Origin of the sequence: Thauera phenylacetica B4P, assembly GCF_000310225.1 — a bacterium.
In the GTDB taxonomy this organism is placed as follows: domain Bacteria; phylum Pseudomonadota; class Gammaproteobacteria; order Burkholderiales; family Rhodocyclaceae; genus Thauera; species Thauera phenylacetica.
Genome location: NZ_AMXF01000110.1, coordinates 1 through 12,995, shown reverse-complemented (window position 1 = coordinate 12,995; position 12,995 = coordinate 1). Strand labels below are relative to the sequence as shown.

Annotated in this window: 6 protein-coding genes; 4 read left to right on the top strand and 2 right to left on the bottom strand. The window is 69.9% G+C overall.

Annotated elements, in window-relative coordinates; translation table 11 throughout:
* Both C667_RS13805 and clpB read left to right on the top strand, forming a co-directional pair.
* A partial coding sequence (locus C667_RS13805) for a VC_2705 family sodium/solute symporter (RefSeq protein ID WP_004366120.1) occupies window positions 1-1,027 on the top strand: 1,027 nt, incomplete at its 5' end.
* A 70-nt stretch (window positions 1,028-1,097) separates the two neighbouring features.
* On the top strand, window positions 1,098-3,689 hold the full coding sequence (gene clpB / locus C667_RS13800) for an ATP-dependent chaperone ClpB (protein ID WP_004366118.1): 2,592 nt from the start codon (window positions 1,098-1,100) through the stop codon (window positions 3,687-3,689).
* Window positions 3,690-4,146: 457 nt separating this feature from the next.
* Here the strand turns inward: clpB and C667_RS13795 are convergent, their stop codons facing one another.
* Complete coding sequence (locus C667_RS13795) at window positions 4,147-7,428, bottom strand: EAL domain-containing protein (protein WP_004366116.1); 3,282 nt, start codon at window positions 7,426-7,428, stop codon at window positions 4,147-4,149.
* Between the two features lie 151 nt (window positions 7,429-7,579).
* Between C667_RS13795 and C667_RS13790 the strand changes: the two genes are divergently transcribed.
* Window positions 7,580-9,475, top strand: coding sequence for a SurA N-terminal domain-containing protein (locus C667_RS13790; RefSeq protein WP_004366114.1), 1,896 nt, complete (start codon window positions 7,580-7,582; stop codon window positions 9,473-9,475).
* Window positions 9,476-9,642: 167 nt separating this feature from the next.
* Here the strand turns inward: C667_RS13790 and fabI are convergent, their stop codons facing one another.
* Entirely contained in the window at window positions 9,643-10,440 is a 798-nt protein-coding gene (gene fabI / locus C667_RS13785; protein ID WP_004366111.1) for an enoyl-ACP reductase FabI, read from the bottom strand.
* 317 nt (window positions 10,441-10,757) lie between these two features.
* On the opposite strand from fabI, the gene C667_RS13780 reads away from it, so the two are divergent.
* The coding region (locus tag C667_RS13780) for an ABC transporter substrate-binding protein (protein WP_039921583.1) at window positions 10,758-12,995 on the top strand (2,238 nt) is incomplete at its 3' end.

The following is a 12,995-nucleotide window of genomic DNA, read 5'->3' as shown; positions in this document are numbered from 1 at the left end:
CGCCGAGGCGCTCGAGCGCGCGCGCCCGCCCCCTCGCCACGCCGAGGCGCATCCGGGCGCGAGCGCGGACGAGTCCGCCACCGCGCGCAACAACTTCCTCGCGCTGATGTTCGTGCTCATGGTGGGCACGGCGGCGCTGCCGCACATCCTGATGCGCTACTACACCACGCCCGGCGTCATGGAGGCGCGGCGCTCGGTGCTGTGGTCGCTGTTCTTCATCTTCCTGCTCTACGTCACCGCGCCGGCCTACGCCGTGTTCGCGAAGTGGGAGGTCTATAACAACCTGGTCGGCTCGAACATCGCGATCCTGCCCGACTGGGTGGCGTCCTGGGGCAGGGTGGGCCTGGTGCGCATCGAGGACCTCAACGGCGACGGCATCCTGCAACTCGCCGAGCTGCGCCTCAACACCGACGTGATCGTGCTCGCCACGCCCGAGATCGCCGGCCTGCCCTACGTGGTCTCGGGCCTGGTCGCGGCCGGAGGGCTGGCGGCGGCGCTGTCCACCGCCGACGGCCTGCTGCTGACGATCTCGAACGCGCTGTCGCACGACCTCTACTACAAGGTGATCAACCCGCAGGCCACGACCCACCGCAGGCTGGTGATCTCCAAGTCGCAGCTGCTGGTCGTTGCGGTGGTGGCGGCCTGGGTGGCGTCGATGCGGCCGGACAACATCCTCTTCATGGTCGGCCTGGCGTTCTCGATCGGCGGCTCGGCCTTCTTCCCGGCACTCGTGCTGGGCATCTTCTGGAAGCGTGCCAACCGCCCCGGGGCGGTCACCGGCATGCTGGTCGGGCTCGCGGTCACGGTGTTCTATGTCGTGCGCACCCACCCCTTCTTCGGCGGCTCGATGGCCAACGCCTGGTTCGACATCAACCCGATCTCGGCCGGGGTGTTCGGCGTCCCGCTCGGCTTCGCGACCATCGTCGCGGTCAGCCTGCTGACCAAGCCGCCGCCGCAGGAGATCCAGGACCTGGTCGACTACGTGCGCTACCCCGACATCCCGGGCCAGCCGCGGCCGCATCTCTGAGCGGGCACTTGAAGCGCCGCGGATGTGCCCCACATAGGGTTCAGTTCAACGAATCCCGAGGATCGTCCCCATGCGTTTCGACAAGCTCACCACCAAGTTCCAGCAAGCCCTCGCCGATGCGCAGAGCGTCGCCGTGGGCAACGACCAGCAATTCATCGAGCCGCTGCACGTGGTGCAGGCCCTGCTCGAGCAGGACGACGGCGGCAGCGTGTCGCTGCTGCAGCGCGCCGGCGTCAATGTGCCGCCGCTCAAGACCGCGGTGGGGCGCGCCATCGGCCGCCTGCCCAAGGTCGAAGGCCACGGCGGCGAGGTCAGCATCGGCCGCGACCTCAACAACCTGCTCAACGTCACCGACCGCGAAGCGCAGAAGCGCGGCGACCAGTTCATCGCCAGCGAGATGTTCCTGCTCGCGCTCGCCGACGACAAGGGCGAGGCCGGCCGGCTGTTGAAAGAGAACGGCCTTGCGCGCAAGGCGCTCGAGGCCGCCATCGAGGCCGTGCGCGGTGGCGCCAATGTCGGCAGCCAGGACGCCGAGGGCCAGCGCGAGTCGCTGAATAAATACTGCATGGACCTCACCGAGCGCGCCCGCAGCGGCAAGCTCGACCCGGTGATCGGCCGCGACGACGAGATCCGCCGCGCCATCCAGATCCTGCAGCGCCGCACCAAGAACAACCCGGTGCTGATCGGCGAGCCGGGCGTGGGCAAGACCGCGATCGTCGAGGGCCTGGCCCAGCGCATCGTCAATGACGAGGTGCCCGAGACGCTCAAGGGCAAGCGCGTGCTCTCGCTCGACATGGCGGCGCTGCTCGCCGGCGCCAAGTACCGCGGCGAGTTCGAGGAGCGCCTGAAGGCGGTGCTGAAGGAGATCGCCCAGGAAGAGGGCCGCATCATCGTCTTCATCGACGAGCTCCACACCATGGTCGGCGCCGGCAAGGCCGAGGGCGCGATCGACGCCGGCAACATGTTGAAGCCCGCGCTCGCGCGCGGCGAGCTGCACTGCATCGGCGCCACCACGCTCGACGAATATCGCAAGTACATCGAGAAGGACGCCGCGCTCGAACGCCGCTTCCAGAAGGTGCTGGTCGAGGAGCCCTCGGTCGAGGCGACGATCGCCATCCTCCGGGGCCTGCAGGAGAAGTACGAGATCCACCACGGCGTCGACATCACCGACCCGGCGATCGTCGCCGCGGCCGAACTGTCGCACCGCTACATCACCGACCGCTTCCTGCCCGACAAGGCGATCGACCTGATCGACGAGGCCGCCGCGCGCATCAAGATGGAGATCGACTCCAAGCCCGAGGTGATGGACAAGCTCGACCGCCGCATGATCCAGCTCAAGATCGAGCGCGAGGCGGTGAAGAAGGAGAAGGACGAGGCTTCGCAGAAGCGCCTGCAGCTCATCGAGGAAGAGCTCGCCAAGCTGCAGCGCGAGTACAACGACCTCGAGGAGATCTGGAAGGCGGAGAAGTCCAAGGCCGCCGGCTCGGCCCACATCAAGGAAGAGATCGACGCGTTGCGTGCGCAGATGGCGGAGTTCCAGCGCAAGGGTCAGCTCGACAAGGTCGCCGAGCTGCAGTACGGCAAGCTGCCGCAGCTCGAAGGCCAGTTGAAGATGGCTGAGCAGGCCGGCGAGAACGCCACGCCCAACAAGCTGCTGCGCACCCAGGTCGGCGCCGAGGAGATCGCCGAGGTCGTCTCGCGCGCCACCGGCATCCCGGTGAGCAAGATGATGCAGGGCGAGCGCGAGAAGCTGCTGAAGATGGAAGACAAGCTGCACGAGCGCGTGGTCGGCCAGGACGAGGCCGTGCGCCTGGTGGCCGACGCCATCCGGCGCTCACGTGCCGGCCTGTCGGACGAGAACCGGCCGTATGGTTCCTTCCTCTTCCTCGGCCCCACCGGCGTCGGCAAGACCGAGCTGTGCAAGACGCTGGCGAACTTCCTGTTCGACTCCGAGGAGCACCTGATCCGCGTCGACATGAGCGAGTTCATGGAGAAGCACTCGGTCGCGCGCCTGATCGGCGCGCCCCCGGGCTACGTCGGCTACGAGGAGGGCGGCTACCTGACCGAGCAGGTGCGGCGCAAGCCCTACAGCGTGATCCTGTTCGACGAGGTCGAGAAGGCGCACCCGGACGTGTTCAACGTGCTGCTGCAGGTGCTCGACGACGGCCGCATGACCGATGGGCAGGGGCGCACGGTGGACTTCAAGAACACCGTGATCGTGATGACCTCCAACCTCGGCAGCCAGATGATCCAGGCCATGGCCGGGGACGACTACGGCGTGATCAAGCTCGCGGTGATGGCGGAGGTCAAGACGTACTTCCGCCCGGAGTTCGTCAACCGCATCGACGAGGTGGTGGTGTTCCACGCGCTGGACGAGAAGCACATCGCCGGCATCGCGAAGATCCAGCTGCAGTACCTCGAGAAGCGCCTGGCGCGGCTGGAGATGGGCATGGAGATCAGCGACGCGGCGCTCGCCGAGCTGGCGGAGGCTGGCTTCGACCCGGTGTTCGGCGCGCGGCCCTTGAAGCGCGCGATCCAGGAGCGCATCGAGAACCCGCTCGCGAAGGCGATCCTGGAGGGCAGGTTCGCACCCAAGGACCGCATCCGGGTGGATGCCGAAGGCGGGCAGCTGGTGTTCCAGCGCGCCGCGGCGCTCGTGTAATCGGGGCTGTCCTGCGGGTGTCGCCGCAGCTGCGAATGCGGCGGTCGGGCTATCGACGCACGTCACCCTCGGTCCCCGCCGCATTCGCGCCTGCCGGCGCTCCTACATCAACGCGGCGGGCCCTGTAGGAGCTGCGGCAGCTGCGAATGCGGCGGTCGAGACTTCGACGCGTGTCATCTTCGGTCCCCGCCGCTTTCGCGCCTGCCGGCGCTCCTACATCAGCGCGGCGGGCCCTGTAGGAGCTGCGGCAGCTGCGAATGCGGCGGTCGGGTTATCTACGCACGTCGCCCTCGGTCCCCGCCGCTTTCGCGCCTGCCGGCGCTCCTACATCAACGCGGCGGGCCCTGTAGGAGCTGCGGCAGCTGCGAATGCGGCGGTCGGGTTATCTACGCACGTCGCCCTCGGTCCCCGCCGCTTTCGCGCCTGCCGGCGCTCCTACATCAGCGCGGCGGGCTCGTCAGGCGAACGCGGCTGTCCGCTCCCGGGCCCACTCCCCGAACGCCTTCACCCCGAGCGGCCTCGAGAACAGGTAGCCCTGCATCGCGCCGCATCCGCGGCTGCGCAGGTAGGTGCGCTGCTCCTCGGTTTCCACACCCTCGGCGACGACGTCCATGCTCAGGTCGCGGGCGAGCGACAGGGTGGCCGAGGTGATCGCCACGTCTTCGGGGTTGTCTGGCAGGCCGTCGACGAAGGAGCGGTCGATCTTGAGGCGGCGCAGCGGCAGGCGCTTGAGGTAGGACAGGCTGGAGTAGCCGGTGCCGAAGTCGTCCAGCGCCAGCGTCAGGCCGAGCGCGACAAGCTGGTCGAAGCTCGCGACCAGCTCGGGCGTCGCGTCCATCAGCGCGCTCTCGGTGATCTCCAGTTCGATCCGCGCGGGGTCGGCGCCGGTCTCGGCGAGCACGCGCGCCACCGTGGCGACGAAGTCGCGCCGGCGGAACTGCAGCGCGGAGATGTTCACCGCCACGTCGAGAGGCGGCAGGCCGGCGTCGCGCCAGCGCACCTGCTGCAGGCAGGCTTCGCGCAACGCCCACTCGCCGAGCGGCACGATCAGGCCGCTCTGCTCGGCGAACGGGATGAACTGGTCGGGCGGGAGCAGGCCGCGTACGGGGTGCAGCCAGCGCACCAGCGCCTCGCAGCCACACAGACGCCCGGTCGCAGCGTCGATCTGCGGCTGATAGTGCAGGCGCAGCTCGCCGGTCTCGATCGCGCAGCGCAGCTCGGCCTCGACCTGCAGGCGGTGGGTGACGCGATGGGTCATCTCGGGCAGGAAGAAGCGGTAGGCGTTGCGGCCCGACTCCTTGGCCTCGTACATCGCGGTGTCGGCATGCTTGAGCAGCGCGTCGATGTCGCCGCCGTCGGCCGGGTAGAGGGCGATGCCGATGCTCGCGCCGACGTGCAGTGGCTGGCCATCGATCTGCAGCGGCCGCGCCAGCGCGTCGAGGACGCGCTCGGCCACGCGCGCCGGTTCGTCGGTGTGCGCCAGGCGCGAGACCAGGATGACGAACTCGTCGCCGCCGAGGCGGGCAACCAGGTCTTCCTCGCGCACGCAGCTGCTCAGCCGGCAGGCCACCTGGGCGAGCAGGCGATCGCCGGCGGCGTGGCCGAGCGAGTCGTTGACCGTCTTGAAGTGGTCGAGGTCGAGGAACAGCACCGCGCAGCGGTCGTCGTGGCGCACCGCGTGGCGCAGCACGTCCTGCGCGTGGTCCTGCCAGGCGCTGCGGTTGAGCAGGCCGGTGAGCGGGTCGAAGCGGGCGAGGTAGCGGATGCGCGTTTCGGCCTCGCGCAGCGCGGTGACGTCCTGGGCGGTGCCGCGGATGCGGCGAAGGCGGCCATCGATGTGTTCGCCCTCGATGCGGAACTGCAGGGTGCGCATCGGCAGGCTGTCGGTGTTGCAGTCGAGCATGATCCGGCCCGGCTCGGTGGCGGCACGCTCGATCGCGCGGGTGAGCGCCGCGCGGCTGGCGGGGGCGATCAGGTCGATCAGCTCGCCCAGCGAGCTCGGCTTGCGGTGCGTGCAGTCGAGCAGGAGACGGAGCTCGTCCGAGACCTGCAGCCCCTCTTGCCCGGCGAGCGTTTCCCAGCTGCCCAGGCGCGCGATGCGTTGCGCGTCGACCAGTGCGGCCCGATGTTCCTGCAGGCGCGCGCCCGCGGCCTCGAGCTCGGCGGTACGGCGTTCGACCAGCGCCTGGATGCGGCGGCGGCTGCCGGTGGTGATCAGCAGCAGCGCGCCGAGCATGCCGCTGGCGAGCACCCCGACCGCGATCGTGCCCCAGGCTGCCCAGCTGCGCAGGTCCTCGGTGTATTGGGGCAGGGCGCGGGTCTGCAGCTCCCAGTGGCGACCGGCGAGATCGAGGCGCGTGACGTGGTTCAGGAGTTCATCCGGCCACACCGAAGCCCTCGTGTGCTGCTCGCCCCCGAGCAAGGCCGCCTCGGGGGACGCGTCGCGGTCGACGAGGCGCACGGCGATGCCGTGTTCAGCCGCCTCACGCGACACGGTGACGAGCAGGTCGTCCATGCCCAGCGCCGCGGAGACGAGGGCGATCGGCGCGCGCGGGGATGCGCTCGCGGCGGGGCCGAATACGGCCTGGTAGAGCACCACGGCATGCTGCTCCCCATGCTCCTGCACGAGGCGCATGCGCGCGGTGGCCGCGGGCTGGCCGTCGGCGAGCGTGCGCCGGATCGCCTCGCCCGAGATCGGGAAGGAGAGGGGGTCCATCCCCAGCACCGCGCGGTTGCCCTCCTCGGGCTCGACGTGGGTGACCGGGAAGTACTCGCTGCGCTCGACCGCAGGCGACGTGGCTCCGGCGGGGCTGCGGTCGAGGATGCGGTAATCCATCCGCCGTTCGACGCGCATCGCCTCCTCGAACGTGTCGCGCGCTGCGTGCGGCACGTGCCGGTTCCAGGTGAAGCTGCGCGTGCCGGGGTGGCGCTGCATCCACGGCGCGACGAACGCCTGGAAGTCGCTGCGCGAGACGTGGTCGCTGGCGAGCAGCAGGCGCTCGATCGAGCGCACCATGTCGACCTGCTCTTCGAGGCGTTTCTGCAGCAGCCCGGAGAGGTGGGCGCTGTCGCGCTCGAACTGCGCGCGCAGCCGCGTCTTCTCCCAGCTCACGACCTGCTGGTAGGCCAGCGCGAGCAGCACGAGCGCGATCGACATCGGCAGTGCGACGCCGAGCCGGCGCTCGCGCCAGTCTTGCGCGGGGCGGCCGATGAAGACGAGGCTCAGCGGCGCGGCGACGAGCATGCCCAGGGTGTCGCCGGTCCACCAGCTCCACCAGTTGAAGAGCGCATCGGTCGTCGGGATCACGCCCGCCCAGACCAGCGCGGAGACGCCGATTGTCGAGCAGACCAGGCCGCTCAGCGGCACGCAGACCCCCAGGAAGCGCATGACCGAGCCGGCCGTGTCGAGCGTGTCGCCGGGCGCGAGCAGCCGGCGCGCGAGCAGCACGCCGACCACTGCCTGCAGCGTTGCACCCACCGGCACGGCCAGCGGCCCGAGCAGGCTCCAGCCCAGGCTGCCGAGCAGCGGCCAGGCGGTCGCGAGCTGGATCAGCGCCGAGCCGGCGAACACCGCCGGCCACAGGCGCAGGCCGAACACGAACAGCGCGGCGAGCGCGATGCCGGCCGGCGGGAAGAAGGGGGCGGTATAGCCCGGAGGGATGGCGAGGTGGATCGCGGGATAGCCGACCGCCCAGTAGAGCAGGGCAAGTGCGAGTCCGGGAAGAAGGCTTGCGGGCATGTGCGAAGTATATTTAGAGCAGTTCGTACGCAGTTGTGACGGATGGCATGCTGCGGACCCGAAGCCGGGGCGATGCGCTAAACTGCGGAACTTTCGCGCCGGCGCCCCTCCAAATGGGCTGCGCTTTCCTGTCCTTTCCACGGAATACGAGATGTTCGAGGCTGTTCGCAACAATAAACGTGTCGCGCAGGTGATTCTGGCGATCCTGATCGTCCCCTTCGCCTTCTTCGGCATGGACGCCTATTTCAGCGAGTCGGGGTCGGCGAACGAGGCTGCGCGCGTCGGCGGCACGAGCATCGGCGCGTGGGAGTTCGACCAGGCCCTGCGCGAGCAGCAGGACCGCCTGCGCCAGGACGCCGGCGGGCAGGTGGATCGTGCGCTGCTGGAGTCTGCCGAGCTGCGTCGCGCGGTGCTCGAGAACCTGATCAACCAGCGCGTGCTCGCGCTCTATGCCGCCGAGAACCGCCTCGTGGTGACCCCGCAGCAACTGCAGGAGACCATCGCCGGCGTGCCGTCCTTCCAGGAGAACGGCAGCTTCTCGCTGCAGCGCTACGAGAACCTGCTGCGTGCCCAGGGCATGACGCCGGCGAGCTTCGAGGCGCGCCTGGCGCAGGACGTGCGGGTGCAACAGATCGTCGCGGCGGTGGGCGACGCGGGCATCGTCCCCAAGGCTTCGGCGCGGCGCTTTCTCGATGCCCAGCTCGAGGAGCGCAGCGTGCGCGAGTTCCGCCTGTCGGCGAAGGCCCTGGCGGCCGACGTCAAGGTCGACGACGCGCAGATCAATGCCTACTACGAGGCCAACCCGGCGCGCTTCGAGCGCCCGGCGCGGCTGCAGGCCGAATACCTGGTCTTCGACCGCGCGGCGATCGAGCGCGGCATCGAGGTCGCGGACGACGCGGTGCGCGCCTTCTACGACGGCAACCCGCAGCGCTTCGGCGTGGCCGAGGAGCGTCAGGCGCGCCACATCCTGCTCGCCCTCGACCAGGGCGCCGAGCAGGCCGAGGTCGATCGCGTGATGGCCGAGGCGCGCGCGCTCGTCGAGGCGCTGCGTGCCGACCCGGCGCGCTTCGCCGCGCTGGCGAAGGAGAAGTCGCAGGATCCCGGCTCGGCCGGCAACGGCGGCGATCTCGGCTTCTTCGCCCGCGGCGTGATGGTTGGGGCCTTCGAGGACGCGGTGTTCGGTCTGCAGAAGGGCACGATCGGGGAGCCGGTGCGCAGCGAGTTCGGCGTGCACATCGTCGAGGTCACCGACATCAAGGCGTCCTCGGTGAAGCCCTTCGAGGCGGTGCGCGAGGAGATCCTCGCCGAGCTGCGCGCCCAGGAGGCCGGCCGTCGTTTCGCCGAGCTGGCGGAGCAGTTCTCCAACACGGTCTATGAGCAGCCCGACAGCCTGCAGCCCGCGGCCGAGGCGCTCGGGCTGAAGACCGTCACCACCGACTGGATCAGCCGCGACTCCGCCCCCGCACCGCTCGCCGACGAGCGCGTGCTCTCCGCCCTGTTCGGCGACGAGGCGGTGCAGAAGAGCCGCAACACCGAGGCCATCGAGATCGGCAACGGCACCCTGGTGTCGGCGCGGGTCAAGGCCTTCGAGCCGGCGCGCCGCCTGCCGCTGGAGGAAGTGCGCGAGCGCATCGTCGAGCTCGTCCGCATCGAGCAGGGCCGAGTGAAGGCCGCCAGTGACGGCGAGGCGATGCTGGCTGCGCTGCGCAAGGGCGAGCCGGCCGCGGCCAGCTGGGGCGAGGCGCGCAAGCTGCAGCGTGGCGCCCCCGGGCTCCCGGCGGCGGCGATGCAGGCGGTGTTCTCGGCCTCGGCCGAGACCTTGCCGGCGCACGTCGGCGTGCAGTCCGCCGAGGGCGACTACGTGCTGTACCGCATCGAGGCGGTCGAGCGCGCGCAGATCGGCGACGAGGACCCGCGCGTCGCCGCGGTGGCCGGGCAGTACAACCAGCTCCTGGCAGGGCGCGACTTCGGTGCCTTCCTGAGCGAGCTGCGCCAGCGCTACGAGGTCACCGTCAATCCGGCCACGCTGCAGGTCGAGCAGCGCTGATCCCTGGCCGTCCTGGCAAAGGCCCGCCATCGGCACTCGTCGCGAAGGCGAATTGGAAAGAAATGTGGAAAGAAAAAGCCCGGTGGCGACACCGGGCTTTTTTTGCGCCTTCCGCCCGATCCTGGCGGGGCGGATGCGGAGGTGGCGGGCAGGGCCCGCGCAGCGCCTTACTGCGGCAGCGGCAGCGCGTTGCCGAGCGCGGTGGTGTTGAAGCCGCCATCCACGTACATGATCTCGCCGGTGATGCCGCTGGCGAGGTCCGAGCACATGAAGGCGGCGGCGTTGCCGACTTCCTCGATGGTCACGTTGCGGCGCAGCGGGGCGTTGTGCTCGTTGAAGGAGAGCAGCTTGCCGAAGCTGCCGATGCCCGACGCCGCGAGCGTCTTGATCGGGCCGGCGGAGATCGCGTTGGCGCGGATGCCTTCGGGACCGAGCGTGACGGCGAGGTAGCGCACCGAGGCCTCGAGGCTGGCCTTGGCGAGACCCATGATGTTGTAGTTGGGCATGGTACGCACGGCGCCCAGGTAGGACAGGGTCAGCACGCTGGCGTTGCGGCCCTGCATCATCGGGCGGGCGGCCTTGACCAGCGCCGGGAAGCTGTAGGTGCTGACCTCCTGCGAGATGCGGAAGGCCTCGCGGGTGAGCCCGTCGAGGAAGTCGCCCTCGAGCGCCTCGCCGGGCGCGAACGCGATCGAGTGCACCAGCGCGTCGAGGCCGTCCCACTGCTGGCCGAGCTGCTCGAACAGCCCGGTGATCTGCGCGTCGTCCTGCACGTCGAGCGGGTAGATCAGGCTGCTGCCGAAGTCGGCCGCCAGCTTGGCGACGCGGTCCTTGAAGCGGTCGTTCTGGTAGGTGAAGGCGAGCTCGGCGCCTTGACGATGCATGGCCTTGGCGATGCCGTAGGCAATCGAACGGTTGCTGAGCAGACCGGTGATGAGGATTCGTTTGCCGGCGAGAAAGCCCATGAGAAATGACTCCGAATGACAAGACGGCGATTATAGCGAAAAACCGTGAAAACCCTGCGACGGACAGGACTTTCGCCGCTGCGGCTCGATGGAGGCGGGCCGCCGAACGGGTTCTGCGGGCGCTCCGGCGCTGGGGCGGGTGCGCTCGGCAGCGCGTGCGGCGCCGCGTGCGGATCGCACGCGTGTGCGAAACCTGCCAGAATCCGGCCTTCGATCCAAGCTCCCACCTGCCCGTGCGCCGGTTCTCCAGCCCTCTCCGGACCCTCGGCCACCCCGGCCCATGCCAGCCTGCGCACCCGCGCGGGGCGGTCGCGTCGCTGCGCGCGACGGGCAGCGCGCTGCTCGCGAGCCTGGCGCTCGCCGCCTGCGGACCGGTATGGAACGATCCCTATCCGGCGGCCGAGCGTGGCGAGCACATCCTGTACACCGCCTTCACCGAGCGCCCCAAGCATCTCGACCCGGTGCAGTCCTACAGCGAGGACGAGGCGAGCTTCCTGTACCAGATCGTCGAGCCACCGCTGCAGTACCACTACCTGAAGCGCCCGTATGTGCTCGAGCCCGCCACCGCCGAGGCCATGCCGCGCGTGCGCCGGCTCGACGCCGCCGGGCGCGAGCTGCCCGCAAATGCCGACCCGGCCAAGGTGGCGCGCACCGTGGTGGAGGTGCGCATCCGCCCGGGCATCCTGTACCAGCCGCATCCGGCCTTCGCGCTCGACGAGGAGGGCAGGCCCCGCTATCTCGGCCTGGAAGAAGACGACCTGCGCGGCGTGCGCAGACTCGGCGATTTCGCCGCGACCGGCACGCGCGAGCTCGAGGCGCGCGACTACGTCTACCAGATCAAGCGCCTCGCGCATCCGCGCCTGCACTCGCCGATCTTCGAGCTGATGGCCGAATACCTGCCCGGACTGCAGGCGCTGCAGGCGGCGCTGGCCGCGCCCGGCGCAGCGGATGGGGAGGGCGCGGTGGCGGCGCAGGACGGCGTGGAAGGGCCGCCCGGCTGGCTGGACCTCGACCGCTTCGCGCTGCCCGGCGTCGAAGTGGTGGACCGCCACACCTGGCGCATCACCCTGCAGGGCGCCTATCCGCAGTTCCTGTACTGGCTGTCGATGCCCTTCTTCAGCCCCGTGCCGCGCGAGGTCGACCGCTTCTTCGCCCAGCCCGGCATGGCCGAGCGCAACCTCACGCTCGACTGGTGGCCGGTGGGCACCGGGCCCTACATGCTGGTCGAGAACAACCCCAACGCGCGCATGGTGCTGGCGCGCAACCCGAACTACCGCGGCGACGCCTACCCCTGCGAGGGCGAGGGGGGCGCCGAAGGGGCCGACGCCGAGGCCGGCCTGCTCGCCGACTGCGGCAAGCCCATGCCCTTCATCGACCGCGTGGTGTTCTCGCGCGAGCGCGAGGGCATCCCGTACTGGAACAAGTTCCTGCAGGGCTATTACGACGCCTCCGGGGTGTCCTCGGACAACTTCGACCAGGCCGTCAGCCTCACCAGCCAGGGCGAGGTCACGCTGTCGGACGACATGCGCGACAAGGGCATCCGCCTGCTCACGTCCGTGTCGCCGTCGATCTTCTACCTCGGCTTCAACATGCTCGACCCGCTGGTGGGCGGCGGCGCGTCGAAGGCGGACAAGGAGCGCGCGCGCAAGCTGCGCCAGGCGATCTCGATCGCGCTCGACATGGAGGAATTCGTGTCGATCTTCCTCAACGGCCGCGGCTTGCCCGGCATGAGCCCGCTGCCGCCGGGCATCTTCGGTGCGCGCGAGGGGCGGGCGGGGATGAACCCGGTGGTCTATGAATGGCAGGGCAGCGAGGCGGACGGGCGCCCGGTGCGCCGTGGCGTCGACGCGGCGCGCCGCCTGCTCGCCGAGGCCGGCTGGCCCAACGGGCGCAACGCGCAGACCGGCGAGCCGCTGGTGATCAACCTCGACACCACGCCCGGCGGGCTGGGCGACAAGGCGCGCTCGGACTGGCTGGCGAAGAAGTTTCGCGATCTCGGCGTGCAGTTCGTGGTGCGCCCGACCGACTTCAACCGCTTCCAGGACAAGGTGCGCCAGGGCAACGCGCAGCTCTTCTTCTTCGGCTGGAACGCCGACTACCCCGACCCCGAGAACCTGCTCTTCCTGCTCCACGGTCCGCAGGGCAAGGTGAAGTTCAACGGCCAGAACGCGGCCAACTACGAGAACGCGGAGTACGACGCCCTCTTCGAGCGCATGAAGGCCATGTCCGACGGCCCCGCGCGCCAGCAGCTCATCGACCGCATGGTGGCGATGCTGCAGCACGACGCGCCGTGGGTCTTCGCCTTCCACCCGATGTCGTATTCGCTGCAGCACGGCTGGGTGCTCAACCGCAAGACCGGGGCGATGGTGCGCAACACGATGAAATACCAGCGCCTGGACATCGAGCGCCGCGAGGCCGCCCGCGCCGAGTGGAACGAGCCGGTGACCTGGCCGCTGCTGCTGGTGGCGGCGCTGCTTGCCGCGCTGGTGGCGCCGGCGGCGATCCACTGGCGGCGGCGCGAGACCGCCACCGCGGCGCCGAGCGCGGCCGGGTCC

Coding starts and splice junctions, on each gene's coding strand:
- clpB (WP_004366118.1), top strand. CDS start 1,098: ATGCGTTTCGACAAGCTCACCACCAAGTTCCAGCAAGCCCTCGCCGAT.
- C667_RS13795 (WP_004366116.1), bottom strand. CDS start 7,428: ATGCCCGCAAGCCTTCTTCCCGGACTCGCACTTGCCCTGCTCTACTGG.
- fabI (WP_004366111.1), bottom strand. CDS start 10,440: ATGGGCTTTCTCGCCGGCAAACGAATCCTCATCACCGGTCTGCTCAGC.
- C667_RS13790 (WP_004366114.1), top strand. CDS start 7,580: ATGTTCGAGGCTGTTCGCAACAATAAACGTGTCGCGCAGGTGATTCTG.